At 64.3% G+C, this 19,228-nt stretch carries 17 protein-coding genes and 1 pseudogene; 9 read left to right on the plus strand and 9 right to left on the minus strand.

The genetic code is table 11. The features are described 5' to 3' along the window. Nucleotides 1-132: 132 nt before the first annotated feature. Entirely contained in the window at nucleotides 133-564 is a 432-nt protein-coding gene (locus ABIA30_RS05830; RefSeq protein ID WP_370062929.1) for a hypothetical protein, read from the minus strand. Here ABIA30_RS05830 and ABIA30_RS05835 point away from each other — a divergent pair. Continuing rightward, the gene (locus ABIA30_RS05835; RefSeq protein ID WP_370062931.1) at nucleotides 563-4,345 is read left to right on the plus strand and encodes a tandem-95 repeat protein; all 3,783 of its coding nucleotides are present in this window, start codon (nucleotides 563-565) and stop codon (nucleotides 4,343-4,345) included. The two genes, ABIA30_RS05830 and ABIA30_RS05835, sit on opposite strands and share 2 nt — an antisense overlap. A gap of 8 nt (nucleotides 4,346-4,353) precedes the next feature. Further along, on the plus strand, nucleotides 4,354-4,920 hold the full coding sequence (locus ABIA30_RS05840) for an N-acetyltransferase family protein (RefSeq protein WP_370062932.1): 567 nt from the start codon (nucleotides 4,354-4,356) through the stop codon (nucleotides 4,918-4,920). On the opposite strand, the gene ABIA30_RS05845 is transcribed toward ABIA30_RS05840, so the two are convergent. Then, nucleotides 4,895-6,556 carry an SLC13 family permease gene (locus ABIA30_RS05845; protein ID WP_370062934.1) on the minus strand — a complete coding sequence of 554 codons (1,662 nt, stop codon included), beginning with the start codon at nucleotides 6,554-6,556 and terminating at the stop codon, nucleotides 4,895-4,897. The genes ABIA30_RS05840 and ABIA30_RS05845 overlap by 26 nt on opposite strands. Nucleotides 6,557-6,758: 202 nt before the next feature. On the opposite strand from ABIA30_RS05845, the gene ABIA30_RS05850 reads away from it, so the two are divergent. Continuing rightward, nucleotides 6,759-7,628, plus strand: coding sequence for a hypothetical protein (locus ABIA30_RS05850; protein ID WP_370062936.1), 870 nt, complete (start codon nucleotides 6,759-6,761; stop codon nucleotides 7,626-7,628). Between the two features lie 119 nt (nucleotides 7,629-7,747). Here ABIA30_RS05850 and ABIA30_RS05855 read toward each other — a convergent pair. Beyond that, nucleotides 7,748-8,511 (minus strand): annotated as a pseudogene (locus ABIA30_RS05855) (SDR family oxidoreductase). 254 nt (nucleotides 8,512-8,765) lie between these two features. Between ABIA30_RS05855 and ABIA30_RS05860 the strand changes: the two are divergent. Continuing rightward, nucleotides 8,766-9,167 (plus strand): PPOX class F420-dependent oxidoreductase, encoded by a 402-nt coding sequence (locus tag ABIA30_RS05860; RefSeq protein WP_370063376.1) that lies wholly within the window; start codon nucleotides 8,766-8,768, stop codon nucleotides 9,165-9,167. A gap of 6 nt (nucleotides 9,168-9,173) precedes the next feature. On the opposite strand, the gene ABIA30_RS05865 is transcribed toward ABIA30_RS05860, so the two are convergent. Further along, entirely contained in the window at nucleotides 9,174-9,863 is a 690-nt protein-coding gene (locus ABIA30_RS05865) for a type 1 glutamine amidotransferase domain-containing protein (protein WP_370062938.1), read from the minus strand. A 191-nt stretch (nucleotides 9,864-10,054) separates the two neighbouring features. Here ABIA30_RS05865 and ABIA30_RS05870 point away from each other — a divergent pair, with 191 nt between their 5' ends. Further along, on the plus strand, nucleotides 10,055-10,306 hold the full coding sequence (locus ABIA30_RS05870; protein WP_370062939.1) for a hypothetical protein: 252 nt from the start codon (nucleotides 10,055-10,057) through the stop codon (nucleotides 10,304-10,306). Nucleotides 10,307-10,371: 65 nt separating this feature from the next. Here ABIA30_RS05870 and ABIA30_RS05875 read toward each other — a convergent pair whose 3' ends face one another. Next, nucleotides 10,372-10,575, minus strand: coding sequence for a three-helix bundle dimerization domain-containing protein (locus ABIA30_RS05875; RefSeq protein ID WP_370063377.1), 204 nt, complete (start codon nucleotides 10,573-10,575; stop codon nucleotides 10,372-10,374). 140 nt (nucleotides 10,576-10,715) lie between these two features. Here ABIA30_RS05875 and ABIA30_RS05880 point away from each other — a divergent pair, with 140 nt between their 5' ends. Further along, a complete protein-coding gene (locus tag ABIA30_RS05880) occupies nucleotides 10,716-11,150 on the plus strand; it encodes a three-helix bundle dimerization domain-containing protein (RefSeq protein WP_370062941.1) in 435 nt (144 codons plus the stop codon). 92 nt (nucleotides 11,151-11,242) lie between these two features. After that, nucleotides 11,243-11,698 (plus strand): PPOX class F420-dependent oxidoreductase, encoded by a 456-nt coding sequence (locus ABIA30_RS05885; protein WP_370062943.1) that lies wholly within the window; start codon nucleotides 11,243-11,245, stop codon nucleotides 11,696-11,698. Between the two features lie 31 nt (nucleotides 11,699-11,729). Here ABIA30_RS05885 and ABIA30_RS05890 read toward each other — a convergent pair whose 3' ends face one another. Both ABIA30_RS05890 and ABIA30_RS05895 read right to left on the minus strand, forming a co-directional pair. Next, on the minus strand, nucleotides 11,730-12,026 hold the full coding sequence (locus ABIA30_RS05890) for a hypothetical protein (protein ID WP_370062945.1): 297 nt from the start codon (nucleotides 12,024-12,026) through the stop codon (nucleotides 11,730-11,732). A 68-nt stretch (nucleotides 12,027-12,094) separates the two neighbouring features. After that, nucleotides 12,095-13,687: an FAD-binding protein gene (locus ABIA30_RS05895; protein ID WP_370062947.1), complete on the minus strand. Its 1,593-nt coding sequence runs from the start codon at nucleotides 13,685-13,687 to the stop codon at nucleotides 12,095-12,097. 87 nt (nucleotides 13,688-13,774) lie between these two features. Between ABIA30_RS05895 and ABIA30_RS05900 the strand changes: the two genes are divergently transcribed. Beyond that, nucleotides 13,775-14,371, plus strand: coding sequence for a TetR/AcrR family transcriptional regulator (locus tag ABIA30_RS05900; RefSeq protein ID WP_370062949.1), 597 nt, complete (start codon nucleotides 13,775-13,777; stop codon nucleotides 14,369-14,371). 58 nt (nucleotides 14,372-14,429) lie between these two features. Next, nucleotides 14,430-17,003: a DEAD/DEAH box helicase gene (locus ABIA30_RS05905; RefSeq protein ID WP_370062951.1), complete on the plus strand. Its 2,574-nt coding sequence runs from the start codon at nucleotides 14,430-14,432 to the stop codon at nucleotides 17,001-17,003. 12 nt (nucleotides 17,004-17,015) lie between these two features. Here the strand turns inward: ABIA30_RS05905 and ABIA30_RS05910 are convergent, their stop codons facing one another. Together ABIA30_RS05910 and ABIA30_RS05915 are read right to left on the minus strand one after the other, a co-directional pair. Continuing rightward, complete coding sequence (locus ABIA30_RS05910; protein ID WP_370062953.1) at nucleotides 17,016-17,753, minus strand: TIGR00730 family Rossman fold protein; 738 nt, start codon at nucleotides 17,751-17,753, stop codon at nucleotides 17,016-17,018. Nucleotides 17,754-17,858: 105 nt separating this feature from the next. After that, nucleotides 17,859-19,106 carry a DUF222 domain-containing protein gene (locus ABIA30_RS05915; RefSeq protein ID WP_370062955.1) on the minus strand — a complete coding sequence of 416 codons (1,248 nt, stop codon included), beginning with the start codon at nucleotides 19,104-19,106 and terminating at the stop codon, nucleotides 17,859-17,861. Nucleotides 19,107-19,228: the final 122 nt, after the last annotated feature.

A 19,228-nucleotide genomic window follows, 5' to 3' on the forward strand; every position in this document is an offset into this window, starting at 1 on the left:
ATTTTGACGCGGCCGCCAACGGCAAACCGTAAACTCACCGGGCACTCTGGTCATTTCGCAGGGCTGGCCCACGGCCGATGCTCAGCAAAAGATGTCATCTACTGAGCAACATGGGGAGCTGATGGACACGCGCTACGGCAGGTACGTCGGACGGGTCGGCGCACTCGCCGTCGCACTCGGGGTCGGATACGCCATCGCCACCCCGGCAGGTATCGCCTGGGCCGCCCCTGATGATGCGACCCACTCCTCCCCCTCCTCGGACACCCCGACCAATGCATCCGGTCCATCGCATGCCGCAGCCACGCCACACGGGCGCCCCGGTGGCGCTTCGAAGCAGAAGCCGAAGAAACCGAGTCCAGCGGGTTCTGACGATGCGCCGTCCGGCACCGCTGCCACGACACCTGCGGACGGGACGTCCGTGTCGAAACCGAGAAAACCCAAAGCAAAGCCGAAGCCGACCGCCAAGAGCGATATCGGCACAACGGACTCCGCATCGAGCGCGAGCCAGCCACAGCGGCCGCGGACCCAGACGCCCGTCGCAGCGGTCGTGTCGCCGAGTCCCATGGCGCCAGTAGCCGCTGTGCCGGTACCCGTCGGCGTCGCGATGCAGCCGACGACTTCGGTCGCGGTGGCCGCGGTCCGCCCTGTGGCGGTGAACCCGATTCAGGCCTCGATCACCAACGTGATCACCAGCGTCGTACGTCCGGTGTTGTCTTCATTGCTGGGTGCGTTCCCCGGTGGCACTGCGGAGTCGCCTCTCGCGTGGACGTTGCTTGCCGCAGCGCGGAAACAAGTAGGAACGACCGAAGCCACTGCCATCGCCGCGACCGCGACCCCGATGACCGCCGCGCAGCCGGCGGCAGCGACGGTGACCAACCAACCGCCGACCGCGGACGTCACCTGGGGCAGGCCCGATGCGACGACGGGCAAGGTGCTGGGACAACTGACCACCAGCGACCCGGAAGGCAACAAGGTCGCCGTAGGGGTGCTGACTCCACCGAGCGCGGGCACGCTGACCTACAACGCCAAAACGGCTACCTTCACCTACACGCCCACGACCGCGCAGCGATTCTCGGCCAGCCAGTCGTCCGCCACCGACACGGTCACCATGACACTTGGTGTGACAGACGGGGTCAGCCCCGTCGCGGTCACGGTGAACATCCCCGTGAGCCCATCACCGTTCTACAAGTCCACCGACATCACCACCGTGACCGCCCCCAGCGCGGTGGCGACCACGAGCAATCGTGCATACATCACGAGCCGCGACGCCGGTACCGTCACCATCTACGACACCATCAAGAACACGGTGATCGCCACCTATCAGGTGGGCGCGGCACCTGACGGTATAGCGGTCAAGAGTGACGGCACCCGGCTATACGTGTCGAGCTCGACCAACAACACGGTCACCGTCATCGACGGCGTGACGGGCAAGGTGAAAGCCACACTGGCAGTTACCAATCCGACCGCCATCACGATCAACCCCAGCGGCAGTACGGTCTACGTCGCCAACGGCAGCAGCGCGACCGTCACCAAGATCAGTACGTCGACCAACAAGGTCGCCGGCACCGTCAAGCTCGCAGCGGGCCTCAACCCCACGGAGCTCGCGGTGAGTTCCGATGGCAACAAGGTCTACGTCGGCAGCGCCACGTCGGCGGGCGGCAATCTCTCGTGGTTCTCGTCCGGCGCGACGACAGCCACGACGCTCAGCAATATCGCCGGTGCCCCAATCGGTCTCGCAGTAAGCCGGACCTACCCGATGTTGTTCGCCGCCACCGGCACCGGCGGCATCACCATGGTCAATACCACTACAGGCGGCACAACAACTTTCGACCTCGGTCAACCACTGAATGGTATCGCCCTGACCAACGACGGCAGCGCGTTGATGATCACCACGAGCACCGGCCTGCTCGCGGCGCTGAACACCACCGCCGGCGGATACGCAGGAGTCACCAGCATTCGCGACACCACGGCCGGCCCGGAGACGGTGCTGCCCGGCGTCGCGCTCAGCCCGGACGGCACACAGATGTTCGTGACCGACGCCGACACCAACAGCGTCCACGTCGTCTCACTCGTCCCGCCGAACACACCACCGTTCTCCAGCGCTCCGCAGTACAGTGTCTCCAACCCGTCGACGGGCGCGCTCGCCGGGACGGTGGGGGTGGTCGACTTCGACGGTGATCCACTTACCTACACAGTGAACACCAAACCCACCAAGGGCAAGTTGGTCTTCAACTCCGACGGAACCTACACCTACACACCGACTTCCACTGCTCGCCATGCCGCATCCGTGCCGGGCGCACCGAGTTCGGTGACACAGGACTCGTTCACCATCACGGTCTCCGATGGCCGCAACGGCACCCTCACCGAGACCGTCCCTCTCACCATCGACCCGAAAAACACTGCGCCGACAGTCAAGACGACCATCGGTAATCCCAGTACCTCGACGGGCGTCGTCAAGGGCACCGTCGCATCCTCCGACAGCGACGGCGACAAGCGGTCCTACTCGGTGACCGGCACGCCGGCAAAGGGCACCGTGACAGTCACCTCAAGCGGGTCGTTCACCTACACACCCAACGCTGCTGCCCGCTCGGCCGCGACCGCGCCGAACGCCACCCACGACGACAAGATGGACACGTTCACCGTCACGGTCGACGACGGCCATGGCGGCGTCGTGCCGGTCACGGTGAATGTCAAGATCGGTGCTGCCAACACCAAACCCTTTGGGGCCAAGGCGACCTTGACGAATTCCGACCCGCGCTCAGGAGTGGTTACAGGCACCGTCGGCGCCACCGACACCGACGGCGACACGCTGACCTATACCGCGAGCGGCACGACGAAGGGCACCACCGTCGTCAACGCTGACGGGTCCTTCACGTACACGCCCACCGCCGCTGCCCGACTGACGGCTTCGAAAGTGGGAGCCAGCACATCCACCAAGTCAGAGACCATCACTTTCACCGTCAGCGACGGATTCGGCGGCACTACAACGGCATCGGTGAAGGTATCCATCGCCCCGAACCCGTCAACCTCTGCACCTCCATCGAATGTCACTGTGACAGTTGGTAATCCGTCGACAGCCGTTGGCACCGTGACCGGTACGGTCACCGCGTCCGGCTACCAAGGCGACCCGTTGGCATACAGCCTCGGTACGGGGCCGGCGTCCGGCGTCGCGAAGGTGACATCTACGGGTCAGTTCACCTACACACCCAATGTGGATGCGCGGTACCTTGCGCTCGCGGTCCCCGGACAGAACACCGATAGCTTCACCGTCAACATCAGCGACGCGTTCGGTGGAACGGCCACGGCGACAGTGAATGTCACGATCGCCCCGCCATCGGCAAGCGCGATCGATCAACGTGCGACGACGATAGGCGTCAACACCCAGCAGCTGTACTTCTATTCGCAGACCGACACCGACAAGGCCTTGGGTCTGCTCAAAGCCGCCGGCGTCGACACGATTCGAATCATGTTGCCGTGGGCCGGAGTCGAATCCACGCAGGGCACGTACGACTGGAGTGCGGTGGACCGCATGGTCAACAGCGCCAACGCCAACGGCATCAAGGTGCTCGCCACCGTCGACTCGACGCCGGACTGGGCTGCGGTACCGGGTCAACCGCTGTACCAAGGGCAGCCGGCCAATCTCGCCGCGTTCGGCGATTTCATGAGCCAGGTCGCGACCCGGTACCAGGGCAAGGTCGCCGACTACGAGATTTGGAATGAACCCAACTACAACGGCTTCTGGGCCCCCACACCCAACTCGGCGCAGTACACCGCGCTGCTCAAGGTCGCCTACACCGCGATCAAGGAAGCCGACCCGAACGCCCTCGTCATCGCCGCCGGAGTAGCAGCGGTGGCGGAAACGCCGGGCGGTCCGGCGATCAACCCGGTGACCTTCCTGACCGAGATGTATGCGGCCGGCGCCGCCGGATACTTCGACGCGCTGTCGTTCCACCCGTACCAATACGGCGTGATGTTCTCGGTCGGCGAAGGCCATGCCGGCATGCCGATCACGCAAGCCGAGCAACTGCACGCGGTGATGGTCGCCAACGGTGATGGCAACAAGAAGATCTGGGCCACCGAATACGGCGAACCGACGTCCGAAGTGTCCGAAGACGCCCAGGCTGCGTACATCGGAGACTTCCTGCGTACCTGGCGCACACTCGATTACGCCGGCCCTGCGTTCATCCAGGCCCTGGTGGACTATCAGGACCCCGACCCCGCCCAGGCGACAATGGGCCTGTTCCATGAGGATTGGACACCCAAGCCCGCGCTCGGTGTGCTCGAGCAGGTGATCGCGGAGAACGCGGCCATCGTCGCCGCCGGGGACGCTGCCGGCGTGGTATGACAATCAGCGTGCGCCGCTCAGGCTCTGCGGACATCGGAGCCATCATGGCGTTGATGGGCCGATCCCGAGGCGATGCGTTGTCACCCGCGCAGCGAGCCGAACAGGGCTTTGTCCAAGGTGCGATGAACGCCGAGATGCTGACCCGGTTCCAGCAGGGAACCGGGGTCTTCCTGGCCGAGGAAGACACTCGGTTGGCCGGCTTTGCGATGACCAGCGTCGCCGACACGACACCTGGTGGTCCGCCGAAGCTCGCCGCGGACGCAGCCAAACGCGCTCTCGGAGAACAACAACGGATCTTCATGTACGGCCCGGCTGCGGTGACTCCCGAGTTCCAGGGACGTGGCGTGTTGACGACGCTGCTGAGGTACCTCAGCCGGGAACTGTGCGACCGATTCGATGTGGGCGTGGCCTTCGTCGAAGACGCCAATCAGAAATCCCTTGCCGTACACCGCCATTACGGAATGACCGAGGTTCCGGGGTTTCGTCACCAGGACCGGGACTACCACGTGCTGGTCTTCCCGCTCGAGCTGTTCACTGCCGGCGCCAAGGTCAGGCGGCCAGCAGCACCCAACTGACTGCGCACACCGTCACCAGGCAGACCACCGTCAGCGGCAGACCGAATCTGACGAAGGTGCCGGTGGAGTACCCACCCGGACGCATGACCATGAGATTCGACTGATGGCTGAACGGGTTCAAGAACGTGAACGAAATGCACGTACCCACCATCGTCAGCAGGAGTACGGGATTCAGGTCGGTTCTGGCCGCGATGGTCAGTACGACCGGCGTGAGGATGGCGGCCGCCGCAGCGTTTGTGACGACATTCGTCAGAACGGTGGTGCACACTGCGAGCACTACCACGACCAATACCGTCTTACCACCCGACAGCGTCAAGACCGCGTCCGAAATATAGCCTCCTAAGCCACTTTTCACGACAATCGCGCCGAGGCCGATCGACCCGGCGATGATCGCCAGGATGTTCCAGTTGAGCGCACGTACCGCCGAGCGGGGCGTCAAGACGCCGGTGAGGACGATCATCGACGCGCCGGTCACTGCGATGAGTTCTACGGGAGCCAAGCCGAAGGAACCGGCCACGATGACGGCCGCCAATATGAGCAGCGCGATCCACGTCTTGCCGGTCTGCGGCGCCTTGCCGGCTGTCTGCTGCCACAGGCCGACCAGCGAATGCTCGTCGAGGGCGGCCACCGAGTCGGCGGTGACCAGACAGAGCTCACCCGGTTCTGCCGGCGCTTCCCGCAGCGCTCCGGTGGTCTGCGCGGCCACCACCATGATGTCCTCGTCGTCCTCCAGGTCACGAACCGTAGCCTGCTCGTTGGTGGCTATGGCGACCAGGTAGAGGGGCTTCGGTGACAACCCGAAACGCGGGCTGCCCCAGAGGATTCGGACCCCTTCCTCGGTGGCCCGATAGATCAACCGGTCATCGGCTTGCAGCACGGACAGCATGTCGACCGGCTTGCCCCAGCGCCGGATTTCCACCAGTTCGAACTCGACCGTGGTTTCGATGCCCAGTTCGGCGGCAGTGCGGCCGACCGCATTTGCCTGGGTCGCGACCGGGATCTCGGCCTGCCAAGACAGGTCGCGTTCCTTGTCCTCGCTTCGCCCGCGCAACATCGCCGGCGCCGTGAACAGCAGGACCATCCAGCCCACCAACGCCACCGGAACCGCGATGGGCACGAACGAGAACATGGTCACCTCGGCACCCGAAGGTGCCGCCAGGGCGGCGATGAGCAGGTTCGAGCTGGTGCCGATCAGGGTGGCCGAGCCGGCCAGCGTGGTGGCGTGCGCGATGGGCAGCAGCACGCCCCGAGAGGCAACGCCGGAGCGCTGCTGTAGTTCCTTGGCAGCCGGGATCAGCATTGCGACGATCGGTGTGGTGTTGATCAGCGCCGAGATGAAGCCGACCGGCGGGATGAGTCGGCGCAGCGCCTGCCCCGAGGTCTGCACGCCCGACAACAGCCGGTAGGTGGCCCGCGAGACCACTCCGGTGTGGAGCACACCTTTGGCGATCACCAGCATCGCCGCGACGGTGATCACGCCCCCATTGCTCAGACCGGCGAAAAGCTCACCGGGCGTGGCGATCCCGAGCAAGCCACCCGCCACGAGCGCGCAAATCAGGGCCAGTACCGCCGGTAGCCGCCCCGTCGTCATCGCCACCAAGGTCAGGATCACGATCACTGCTGCAGTCAGTGCCACGCCATCCATTGTCGGCCATGGGCCACCAACCGATGACTAGCAGCCGGGCTCGTACAGCGGTATCCACTTGTTCTGGAACCAGAATCCCCACTGTCCGATATTCGGATCGAAGGTCGGATTCACCGTCTGACCCTGGTATGCGAAGGGTGGTGGAGGTGTCGCGTCGCGACGGAGTGGCTGCTGTTGGCACGCCGGCGGCTCGGTGTCAGTGCCGTCATCGGTGGCGTTGTCGGTGGTGTTGTCGGGCAACTGCCACCACCACCAAGGCGGTTCGGTCGGCGGCCGGTGCCACGGCGGCCGGTTGCCCGGTCCGCCACCGGGCCCGACAGGTGGTCCGCCGGGTCCGCCGTGCCCGTTCGGAGGTCCGCCGGGTGACTCGCCACCGGGGCCACCGTGGCCACGCGGGGGCGCGACCGGGCCGAGTGCGCCGCTGTCAGGCGGCGGTCCTGCGGCGTCGGCACTGCGCGGCGGCGCGCTTCGGTCTGGCTCCGATGAAGGGCCGCTCGGACCGGCGGGTGCCTGTGGAGCACCCGGTGAGGCCGGCGGCGCCCCGGACTCGCCGGCACCCGTGCCCGACTGGGTCGCGGGGCCGGAGTTCGACGGAGCCGACACCTCAGGCCCGCTGGGCCCGGAGATGCCTGGTTCGCCGCCCGAACTCGGTGATGAAACACCGCCGCCGGAACTCGGTGATGACACCGCGCCGCCGCCGGTCTCGGCTGACGAACCGCTCGACGACGAACCGCCACTCGTCGATGACGACGACCCCGAAGAACTCGAACTACCCGAGTTGCTGGAACCAGCAGACGAGCCTGAGTCGCTGGGCGCCATCGGCGCCGGTCCGGTCTCCAATCCCTGCGCGACGACGGCATTCGCCACTCCCGCTGTGCCACAGAATAATCCGATCCCAAGGCCCGTGGCGAAGGCCGTGCTGACAACTCGTTGTCCAATTTTCATGGCGTGCCTCCCGGCATACCCCCACCAACGCTGCGGCCGCGATCACCGAAACGGTGCCGGCCTCATCTTCGCTGCCTCCCTGCGCAGCATCGTCGAACTATCCATTTCGTCCGAGTGAAGCCAAGTTAGGACGCGAGGTTAGCGAAGGGCTCTGCGGGCGTTATACGTGAGCTATGAATGCTGGAGCTGCCGAGCAGATGTGCGACGGCACATTCGAACGAGCGGCCTGAATGCACATCAATTGCCATGTGGGTCAGCGGCGTTGAGCGTTGCCACCACATGGTCGTAGTCGCCACGTGCTTCACCGTAGCGCAGGAACTTGACCCGTTCGACCTGGATCTCGGCGGCATCGGGCTGAGACTCGTGGATACCGATCACTTCGGCGACGAACTGGTCCAGTGGCATGGCGAAATCACTCTCGCGTTGTCCCGGAAGCAGATCGGTGGCCACCGTCGGCGGCTGCAGCTCCAGAAGTTGCACCGAGGTGTCGGCCAGCTGCAACCGCAGTGTCTCGGTAAGCATGTGGATGGCAGCCTTCGAGGCGTCGTGGCTAGGCGTTGCTTTAACGGGCGCGAAAGCCGGACCGGATGAGACGGCGATGATCGCGGCGTCACGCTGTTGTTGACGATGCTCGATGAATGCGGCGATCAGTCGGATCGGGCCGAGGACGTTGGTGGTGATCACCTCCTCGGCAGAAGACAAAAACCCTTCGGGCTGATGCCAGCCCTCGATCTTCATGATCCCTGCCATCGCGACGAGAACATTCAGATCGGGGTGCGCGCCAAGCACATCGGCGGCAGCTGCCGTGACACCTGCGGGATCGGCGGTATCAATGCGGACGGTGTCGATGCCGGGGTGTTGGGCCGCGATCTGAGTAGCCGGTCCACACGACGGCCACCGATGATGACGGTGTTGCCCCTGCCCTGCAGCGCGAGGGCCAGGGCTAACCCGATTCCGCTGGTGGCGCCCGGGATGAAGACGGTGTTGCCGGTGATTTTCACGGTGTGGTCCATCCTGTTGACGGTTGGATTGCTGCCGCACGTACTTTCATGAAAGGCGACTATGAGTGGGCCCAGCACGTCATGCGCGGCAGATGGTCACAGGACGCTCTGCCGGCGTGAGCAAGTCGCTGAAGCCAATGCGATGCAACATCTCGCTCCGTAACCGGTCCAGGACGACGAAGCCGACATCGTGGCGGCGCCGACCTTCTTGCGGCAGAATCTGCGCGGCGGCGCAAAAGGCAGGGGAAACAACAATGATCGAATCCTGGGATGTGGTCGGCCGGGCGAGCTACGTGTCGTTCACCAGCTACCGCAAGGACGGCAGCGCCATATCAACCCCGGTCTGGATCGCGCCCGGCGAGGGCAAGCTCTACTTCTTTTCAGAGGTCGGCTCGCACAAAGTGAAACGCATCCGTCGCAATTCCGCGGTGACATTGCAACCCTGCGACATTCGGGGCAATATCGTTGCCGGCTCGCCGATCGTCGACGGCACTGCACGCGTCCTCGGCTTCGAAGACGCCGGCAGAGTCCGCAAGATCATGAACCGCAAGTACTGGTTGCTAGGGCCGCTGAGTGAATTCGCCGTCTGGATTACCCGGCGCCAACAGGCATCATTCGCCATCGAGATCTCGCCCCGCGACCCTGCTCAGCCGTGACCTGGCTCAGCCTTGCAACACCGAGACGACCTTCTTGGCCGTCGCCTTCGCCGACCCCGGGTTCTGGCCCGTGACCAGCCGACCGTCGACGACGACATACGAGGCGAATGGAATCAGTCCTTTCTCGTAGCGGGCGCCGCGCTTCTTCATCTCGGCTTCGACGTTGTAGGGCACCAACTTATCGACGCGAGCCACCACCTCCTCCGCCCAGGAGAACCCGGTGAGCTTGCGGCCGGCGACCAACAGCGATCCGTCGGACAGTGTGGTATTGAGCAAACCGCAGTAGCCGTGACAGACAGACGACACAACTCCCCCACGCTCGAAAATCTCCCGCGAGATGCGTTGCAGGCCTTCACTATCAGGGAAGTCGAACATCACCGCGTGACCGCCGGTGAAGTAGATCGCGTCAAAATCGGCGGAGTCGATGTTCGCGGGTGAGGCAGTGTTCACCAAGAGCGCCATCTTCGCGTCATCGGCTTTCCACGCCTTGGCGCTCTTGTCATAGTTCGGGAACTTCAGTGATCGCGGTTCCAGCGGCGAGAGGCCACCGTTCGGGCTGACGATCGTCTGCTCGTACCCCGCCTCGGCGAAGACGTGATACGCGTGCGTCAGTTCCGACAGCCACAGGCCGGTCGGCTCGGACGGGTCCGCGTAGTGCGAGACGTTGGTGACGACGTTCAAGATGCGCTTGGCCATTCACCAAGCATTGCGCTTGTGGCCTGGCGGCGCCGCGAAGTGGCCGCATCCGACAAATCTGTCCGATGCACTCCTCAAGGCAAATATCGACGCGACCTCACAGCGGATAGCTAACGTCGCCCAATCTCGCTGCTAAAAATCAGGCGCTGCATTGAGGCATGACAAACAAACCATCAAGTCCCATTGGGCACGTGGCATCGGTTGTATTGGCCGGGGCCGCGACCGTCGCAACGTTTGCGCTGTTCAGCACCGTTTCTCCCGCCAATGCCCAAGCCGCCGTGGCATCAGGTTCGATAGCAGCGACAACTTCGGCCGGCCCGCAATCCCCACTGACCGGCCGCATCATCGCCGTTGACGATGACAACGGGAACAGCGTCAACGACCAGGGCCAAACGTCCGGCGATATCTTCACGCAGAATGCTCAAGACCAGAGCACCGCATGAGGAAGTAGATCGACGGCGCTGCCCGGCGCTGTCGTGAGATCGGATCCTTTGTGTCCCTTGAGTGTTCAGGACGCCGATTCGCGCGACAGTTCTGTGCTCACCCGACGCTCCACCAAGAGCGGCACGAAATCCCTGATCGGGCTGGACGCGAAACACTCACGCGCACGCTGCACCGAATAGGCGATGTCCGACGGATCGCGCGATGGGTGTCGCGTGACCAGGCGAGTCATCACCTCGGCCATCTGCTGGTCTTCACTCATCGTGAGCATCACGCAATATATTCTGACCTACTTGCCGCGCAATCGCACCCAGCTCAGCTGCCATACCGGTAACGCCGGCGAGACACTCCAACCACAACCGGCACTCGTGTGTCGCCGGCACGTAACCGACGGTCAGTACAGTCGCACCCATGGCCGCAGACTCCCCCGATTTGGTCGAGCAGACCTTTCAGGACCTGCTCGCCGCGGCGCTCGCAACAGGCCGCAGGCCTGCGCATAACACTGTCCTGGGCCCAGCGTGCCAGGTCGCGATAGACATCGTGGCCCGCGAGCACCCCGACGCCGCGCCGGAACACATCGTCGCCGCCTATGACGCCTACGCCATCGAGAGTCTGGGCACCACCCCTTCGATCGGACTACCGGACGATGATCCATTGACCGCCAGAGCCGCCGAATATGCCGCCATCAACGCACTGGTCGCCCAGCTCAGCATCACCTATCCGAACGTCGATCCCCGGACGGTGACCGCAATCGTGCGCCGCATCCACGCCGACTTCCACCATCATGCAATCCGCGACTTCATCCCGCAGTTCGTCGAGCAGGCCGCACACCGAAAACTCGCGTGACACCTGACGGTCGCCAGATCAGGCAGAACCCGTTGCACGACAATCGATTTGAGACTCGACGCCGTCGCGTCTGACGTTTACGATGTTTTGCCATGGCCCGTAAACTCGCGACAGCCGATATGGTCGGCCTCCCCGATTTGCTTGACTTCGTCCGTCCCCGGCACGCGATGGTGCTCACCACGTTCCGTACGGACGGGTCCCTGCAGAGTTCACCGGTCACAGGCGGCCTCGACGAACAGGGACGGCTCGTCATTGCCAGCTATCCACAACGCGCCAAATGCGTGAACATCCGCCGGACACCCACCGCCAGCGTGGTCGTGCTGTCCGCCGAGTTCAACGACGCTTATGTGCAGGTCGACGGTGACGCTGAGGTGATCGACCTCCCGGATGCCGTGGAACCACTGGTCGACTACTACCGCGCGATCGCCGGAGAGCACCCCGATTGGTCGGAGTACCGCCAGGCGATGGTCGATCAGGGCAAGTGCCTGATCCGGATCACACCGCGCCGCTGGGGGCCGGTGGCCACGGGCGGCTTCCCGCCCAAGTGATGCCCCACCAGTATTGATCTAGGCTGCAAGGCTATTCAGTGTCCCTGACAGCGTCGAGGCGCTGATTCACCCGAGTCAGCGCCTCGTCGAAGACCTCCACCTTTTCACTACGCTTCTCACTGGCCGGCTGGGCAGCGCCGCGGCCGCCCTCGGCCTCCACTCGGGCAGCGCCCTGGCGCCGCAGCAAGCTGAAGTTCTTCTCGCGTGCTTGCCTGAGTCGACCCTGCAGTTCCTTCAACGACTTCTCGTCCATGCGTGCGAGAGCGTCGGGATGGCACTCGCCGATCAGCGCGTTTTCCTGTGGGGTCAGGTTCACGTGGTTGCTCATCATTGATTCATAGCCCGGGGCCGCAACACGTGTTAGCCGAATCGCCAGACTGCACAGATTGTTTGAAGCTAACTGGTGGCCGTGACCGCGTGCTCCGCTGCGCGACGGCCAGAGAAGACGCAATCAGCCAAGGAAAGTCCGCTGACGTATGAATCTGCGCACAGACCGATCGCCGTACGGCCGGCAGCGTAGAGCCCTTCGATCGACTGTCCTGCAGGAGTTTTCACAGTCCCGGTGAGCTCGTCGACCACGAGACCACCAAGGGTGAACATCGGGCACGGATTGATCAGGCTGGGCTTGATAGATATCTCGATCAATGAGAAAGGCCCCTGCTCGACCGGATGTACGAAATCGGCGGGCTTGCCCATCGGATCGGGCAAGCCTGCGGCGGCCGCCGAGTTGTGGGCCTCGACGGTGGCGCGCAGCCCTGCCGGATCGACTCCGGCCTTGGCTGCGACCTCTTCCAAGGTCGAGGCCGAGACCCGGTCGGTGCGCAACATGGCTTCCATCTGCAGACGCTGAAACCAGATGGCCTGCTTGGGAAGCTGTGCCCGCGCCTGGGTGAGCAATGAGTGGTCGGCCAGCATCCACCCGCGGCCACCGTGGTCCTGAATCATGGCGTGGCCTACGGCGGCGCCGTAGCGCGTCTCGTCGATGAATCGTTGGCCATCTGCGTCGACCACGAGGGCCCCGAGGAGCGCGCTGGGCGGAGTGATGAAACGCCAAGCGGACACGTTGTCCAGTCGATCGACAGCGGCGCCGACATCGGCCGCGAGGGTGATTCCGCTGCCATCGTCCGCGGTGGTACCGAGCTGCAGCCCGTCGCGGTACGCCGGCGCGTGCTCGGCGATCCATTCTCGATTGGCGATATAGCCACCCGCACTGAGGATGACGGCCTTGCGCGCATGAATGTCGACCGTGCGCGCGTACCGACGTTCCAGACCGCTCATCAGTCTTTCCATCGTGGCCCGTAGCGGCGGGTAGTAGATGCCCGGCTTGATCGCGAGTGCGGCATACGAACGGTAACGGCGCTGAATCCGAGCCGGTGCGTCGGCCAGTGTGCTGGCCCGGACCCCGACCACCCGACCGTCAGCGTTGGTCAACAGGGACACGGCGCGAGTGAGGAACTGCGTGCGCACCCCGAGAGCGGCTGCCGAGGCCGCGAGAGGCTGATAGATCTTTTTGCCCGACGCGCCTGCGCCTTTGGCCCGATGCCCGCGTTGCGCCGGCGGGGTGATGGTGCGAAAGCGCCCGGAGTTTTCACTGCCCGAGTAGTAGAGGTAGTACTTGTTGTTCGGGTACGACGTCTTGTACGGACACACCGAGGCCTCGAACGGCACTCCATGGTCGGTGAGCCAGTCGATCATCGCGGGGCTGGTGTCGACGAAACGTCGCAGTGTTTCGGGACGTACGGAATCGCCGATCTCGGCCTGCAAGTAGGCGTACATGGCGTCGGCGCTGTCATCGACACCAGCCTCGCGCTGAACCCAGGTACCGCCACCGGCGTAGATGATTCCGCCCGAAACCTGAGTCGCCCCACCACCGTTGAATCGGTCGATGGCCAGCACCTCAGCACCCCGCGATCGGGCTTCCAGCGCAGCGCAGACGCCCGCGGCACCGTAACCCACCACAAGAACGTCCGTTGACTGTGTCTTTGGCATGACTCTCCCCGACAACCACCGTTTGTACTTCTAGTTTGTACCACAAGTACAAACTAGAAGTGGGGGTTCAGCTCGTAGACTGCGCTCGTGGCTGAACAAAATGGGCGAACGGTGCCCGCGTCGGTTGCTGACAAGCTCTACGCCGCGACAGACCTCATCGCCGCCCGCGGCCTGGAGAACACCAAGATCGAAGACATTGCCGCGGCATCGGGCGTCCCGAAAGCGACGCTCTACTACTACTTCAAAGGCAAGGACGACATCCTGGCCTTTCTTCTCCGCGATTCCTTCGGCGGACTGGCACGCGAGGTCGCCGCGGCCGCCGACGGCCCCGGTCTGGGTCGGGACCGATTAGCGGCCGTAATCCAGGTCCAGATCGCCCACACCATGGACCGCCCAGGCACCAGCCGGGCACTCGTCGGTGACCTCGGACGCGCAATTCGGTTACCCGAGCTGACGTCGTCTGTGCAAGAGGCCTTCTACGAGCCGATCGCTCGGGTACTTGCGGCGGGTGCTGCCGACGGCTCTTTGAAGGACATCGACGATCCGCAGACCGTCGCGATCAGTATCTTCGGCGCCATGATGATGACCGCTCTGCTACACAACGTCATCAACTCCGAAAAGACGAAAGACGCTGTGGCCCAGGACGTGATCGAACTCATCATGAACGGGATCGCAGCTACGTGAGGTGGCGTCGCGGGCCCAGTCCGCGACAGCTCCCAAGGATCAGGCAGGCTTGACAGCGATGCCCGCCCCACTGCCCGATCCCCCGCTCCTTCTGGATGACCCGGATGACCTGTCCGCGCTGCGCACGCGCAGCGCGGATGCCGACGCGCTGTACACCGACTTTGCCGCGTGGGCGGAGGCGAATGGCACGTCGCTGTACCCGGCGCAGGAAGAAGCGCTGATCGAATTGGTCAGCGGCGCCAACGTGGTGCTGGCCACCCCGACCGGATCGGGCAAGTCGCTGGTCGCCACCGGTGCGCTCTACGCGACGCTGGCCGCAGGTGCGGACGCGACGAGTAAGACAGGTATCGGCCGCAGCTATTACACCGCGCCGATCAAGGCGCTGGTCAGTGAGAAGTTCTTCGCCCTGTGTGACGTGTTCGGCGCGGTCAACGTCGGCATGCTCACCGGTGACGCGGCAGTCAATGCCGACGCGCCGATCATCACCTGCACCGCGGAAGTGCTGGCCAACATCGCACTCCGGGAGGGTGCGCAGGCCGACATCGCGCTGGTGGTGATGGACGAGTTCCACTTCTACGGAGATCCAGATCGCGGCTGGGCGTGGCAGGTGCCCCTGCTGGAACTGCCGCGCGCCCAGTTCCTCTTGATGTCCGCCACCCTCGGCGACGTCACGTTTCTGCGCAAGGACCTCACCCGCCGTACCGGACGCCCGACCGCTCTGGTCGCCAGTGCCCAACGCCCGGTGCCGCTGTTCTACTCGTATGCGACGACGCCGATGCACGAGACGATCCAAGATTTGCTCGACACCAAACAGGCACCGATCTATGTCGTGCATTTCACCCAGGCCTCGGCGCTGGAGCGCGCGCAGGCGCTGATGAGCGTCAATGTCAGCACCAAGGAGGAGAAGGCGGCAATCGCCGAAACCATTGGTGCGTTTCGCTTCTCGTCGGCCTTCGGCGCCACACTCTCGCGGCTGGTCCGGCACGGGATCGGGGTGCACCATGCCGGGATGCTGCCCAAGTACCGGCGACTGGTGGAGCAACTCGCCCAGGCCGGCCTGCTCAAGGTCATCTGCGGTACCGACACCCTCGGCGTCGGCATCAATGTGCCGATCCGGACCGTGGTGTTCTCGGCGTTGTCAAAGTACGACGGCACCCGCACCCGGTTGCTCAATGCCCGTGAATTCCACCAGATCGCCGGCCGCGCCGGACGGGCCGGCTACGACACCGCAGGCACCGTCGTGGTCCAGGCACCCGAACACGAAGTAGAGAACCTCAAGCAGTTCGCCAAGGTGGCCGACGATCCGAAAAAACGGCGAAAGCTGGTGCGCCGCAAAGTTCCCGAAGGCATGGTGCCGTGGAGTGAAGCCACCATGAACCGGTTGGTCGACGCCGCTCCGGAGCCGTTGACGAGCAACATGCGGGTGTCGACGGCGATGATTCTCGACGTCGTGGATCGGCCCGGAGATCCGTTCGTAGCCATGCGCCGACTGCTTACCGACAACCACGAGCCGCGCAAGAAGCAGCTGCGACTGATCCGTGAGGCGGTCGGTATCGCCCGCTCGCTGCTGCAGGCCGGGGTGATCGAGCGTCTCGAAGAACCGGAAGCCGACGGGCGCCGGTATCGGCTGACCGTCGACCTGCCACCTGACTTCGCACTGAACCAACCACTGTCCACCTTTGCACTGGCAGCCATCGACCTGCTCGATGCGACATCGGAAAGCCATGCGCTGGACGTGGTTTCGGTGATCGAGGCGACACTGGAGGATCCACGCCAGATCCTGGCCGCCCAGTTGAACAAGGCCAGAGGCGAAGCCGTTGCGCAGATGAAGGCCGACGGTGTCGAGTACGAGGAACGAATCGAGCTTCTCGACGACATCACCTATCCCAAACCACTCGACGAACTGCTCGGCCATGCATTCGAGGTGTACCTACGCAGCAACCCATGGGCGGCCGACGGACGACTTTCCCCCAAGTCGATCGTGCGTGAGATGTGGGAGCACGCGATGACATTCCGGGAATTCGTCAGCGGCTACGGCCTGATGCGGTCCGAGGGAGCGGTGCTGCGGTACCTGTCCGACGCCTTCAAGGCATTGCGGTCCGGCGTCCCGGCCACTGCCCGTACCGAGGAGATCACCGACATCGTCGAGTGGCTGGGCGAGCTTGTCCGCCAGGTCGATTCGAGCCTGCTCGACGAATGGGAGGAGTTGACCAGCGGTGCCGAGCCACAGCAGGTATCGGTCGCGACGCCGGTACGGGCGCTCACCGCCAACACCCGCGCGTTCACCGCGATGGTGCGCAATGCATTATTCCGGCGGGTAGAGCTGTTCGCTCGGCAGCGGTGGGACCAACTGGGCGAGCTCGACGGTGCTACGGGGTGGACCGCGGAACGCTGGGCAGCGTTGGGGGCCGGATATTTCGACGAACACTCCGACGTGGGCACCGGCCCCGACGCCCGCGGTCCAGCACTGCTGGTCTTCGATAGGCAGCCCGATGTGTGGCGGGTGCGGCAGATCCTCGATGACCCCTCTGGCCACCACGATTGGGGGTTCGAGGTCGAAGTGGACCTCGCTGCTTCGAACGAGGCCGGAACGGCGGTGCTGTCGTTGACCGACGCCGGGCGACTGGATTGAGCGGCAGGACGGCTACGGCGACGACGCAACGATGAGGTCCATCGCCTCTGCCACACTGTCGGTGCAGTGGATCAAGGCAAGGTCGGATTCGGAGATCTTTCCTCCCGGCAGAACCGTGTTGCGGATCCAGTCGACCAGACCCGACCAGTAATCGACTCCTAGCAGGATGATCGGAAACTCGGTGACCTTGTGTGTCTGCACGAGCGTCAAGGCCTCGAACAGCTCGTCGAGAGTTCCGAATCCTCCAGGCAGGCAGACGAACGCCTGCGCGTACTTGACGAACATCGTCTTACGGACAAAGAAGTAACGGAAGTTGATCCCGAGATCGACCCACTGGTTGAGTCGCTGTTCGAAAGGCAGCTCGATACCCAGACCGACTGAGTAGCCGCCGGACTCGCTGGCCCCACGGTTGGCCGCCTCCATCGCCCCGGGACCGCCTCCGGTGATCACCGCGTAGCCGGCTTGCGCCAACGCGGTTCCCAGTTCACGCCCGAGCCGGTACTCGGGCGAGTCCTGTTCGGTCCGAGCGGAGCCGAAAACCGTTACAGCCTTGGGCATTTCGGCGAGCGTATCGAATCCCTCGACGAACTCGCCCTGAATCCGCAGCACCCGCCAGGGGTCGGTGTGCAGCCATTGGGTGTCATCGTGTCGGTCCAGCAGACGCTCATCCGCGGTGGTGACGGTGCAGCGTTTGCGACGCAGTTGCACCGAACCGCGAATCTGAAGCCGGCTGTCGTCGTTCTCGGTCACGCGTGTCAGAGTAAGGGACGCCGCGCCGGCCGATTGCAAAAGGAGTAGCGACATGGAAACGCTAAGCGTTATGTCGATCCAACTCGCTGCGTCGCCGAACGTCTCCTAGTTGATTGCCGGTGGTGGTGGGTGGAATGGTTGGTACCACCACCATTGGGCGTGTTCGCCGGTGGGTCCGGGGCATGGTGGGACGTCGGGTGGTGGGGTGGTTGGCGGACGGGCCAGTGACCGGCTGGTGAGTTGTTGTCCGGTGGTGTCGGTGACGATGAGTTGGTCGGCGGGTCCGGTGATGGTGATGGCGCCGCGGTGATGCAATCGATGATGGTAGGAGCACAGCAGTGCCAGGTTGTGTAGTTCGGTGGGGCCGCCGTCTTCCCAGCGCTGGAGGTGGTGGGCGTGCAGGCCGCGGGTGGCCCCGCAGCCGGGCACCACACAGCACCGGTCCCGGTGCTCCAGGGCCCGGCGTAGGCGGCGGTTGATCTGCCGGGTGGTACGTCCGGCGCCGATCACCTGCCCGCGGCGCTCTAGCCATACTTCACAGGTGGTGTCGCAGAGCAGCAATCGACGTTCGTCATCGGTGAGCAATGAGCCCAGATGCAATGCGGCCATGTCATTTTCGATGTCCAGGTGTACGACGACGGTGGTGTGCTGTCCGTGCGGGCGGCGGGCCACCTCGGTGTCCCAGCCCGCTTCGATCAGGCTCATGAACGCATCGACGATGTCGGGGAACGGCGGCGCCTGCTCCGACACCGACGCCTCGGTGTCGTGATCACGTTTCCAGTCCGCGATCAACCCATCGTGATGGGATGCCAACGCGGCGGCGAATGTCGCGGCCTGCAGCTTGGGTAACCGGATCCGCCAGGTCGTGTACTGGTCGCCGATCGTCTTGGTGATGAAGCGCTCCGGCTCAGGCCGCGGATCGGGGTCAGGGCGCGGTTCCAGTTTGACCGCGGTGCGCAACTGGGTGACGGTAGCCACTGCGGCCAGTTCGGCATAGTGCGCATCGGAACCCTCGGCAGCGTGTTCGGCGATCACCCCGACCTGATCCAACGACAGCCGGCCTTCGCGCATCCCGTCGGCGCAGCGCGGGAACCCCGCCAGCCGCTGGGCGACCGCGACCATCACCGCTGCATTGTGTGGTGTCACCCCGGTTTTCCAGGCCACCAACGATGGCAGTGACCGGGCGCCGGTGGCACCCCACAATCCATCGCGCTCGATCTCGGCGACGATGTGCACCAGACGACCGTCGATCGCGTTGCGCTGACCGGTCAGCTCCGCGATCTCCTCGAACAACACCTCCAGGCGCTCACCGGGATACGCCCCGGTGGCCAAAGGTGTTGCGGCGGTGGACATAACCCCATCATCGCAGAGGCCACCGACAAATTCTCGCCCCTGACAATCCGACCATCGCTGGTCACCAGCTGATTCCGGCCGGCACACCAAATTGAGAGACAGGCGCTTCGCAGGAGGTGCGC

This window comes from Mycobacterium sp. MAA66 (assembly GCF_041261665.1).
Taxonomy (GTDB): Bacteria; Actinomycetota; Actinomycetes; order Mycobacteriales; family Mycobacteriaceae; genus Mycobacterium.

Coding starts and splice junctions, on each gene's coding strand:
- ABIA30_RS05835 (WP_370062931.1), top strand. CDS start 563: ATGGCGCCAGTAGCCGCTGTGCCGGTACCCGTCGGCGTCGCGATGCAG.
- ABIA30_RS05830 (WP_370062929.1), bottom strand. CDS start 564: ATGGGACTCGGCGACACGACCGCTGCGACGGGCGTCTGGGTCCGCGGC.
- ABIA30_RS05860 (WP_370063376.1), top strand. CDS start 8,766: ATGATCGAATCCTGGGATGTGGTCGGCCGGGCGAGCTACGTGTCGTTC.
- ABIA30_RS05865 (WP_370062938.1), bottom strand. CDS start 9,863: ATGGCCAAGCGCATCTTGAACGTCGTCACCAACGTCTCGCACTACGCG.
- ABIA30_RS05875 (WP_370063377.1), bottom strand. CDS start 10,575: ATGCTCACGATGAGTGAAGACCAGCAGATGGCCGAGGTGATGACTCGC.
- ABIA30_RS05880 (WP_370062941.1), top strand. CDS start 10,716: ATGGCCGCAGACTCCCCCGATTTGGTCGAGCAGACCTTTCAGGACCTG.
- ABIA30_RS05885 (WP_370062943.1), top strand. CDS start 11,243: ATGGCCCGTAAACTCGCGACAGCCGATATGGTCGGCCTCCCCGATTTG.
- ABIA30_RS05890 (WP_370062945.1), bottom strand. CDS start 12,026: ATGAGCAACCACGTGAACCTGACCCCACAGGAAAACGCGCTGATCGGC.
- ABIA30_RS05895 (WP_370062947.1), bottom strand. CDS start 13,687: ATGCCAAAGACACAGTCAACGGACGTTCTTGTGGTGGGTTACGGTGCC.
- ABIA30_RS05905 (WP_370062951.1), top strand. CDS start 14,430: ATGCCCGCCCCACTGCCCGATCCCCCGCTCCTTCTGGATGACCCGGAT.
- ABIA30_RS05915 (WP_370062955.1), bottom strand. CDS start 19,106: ATGTCCACCGCCGCAACACCTTTGGCCACCGGGGCGTATCCCGGTGAG.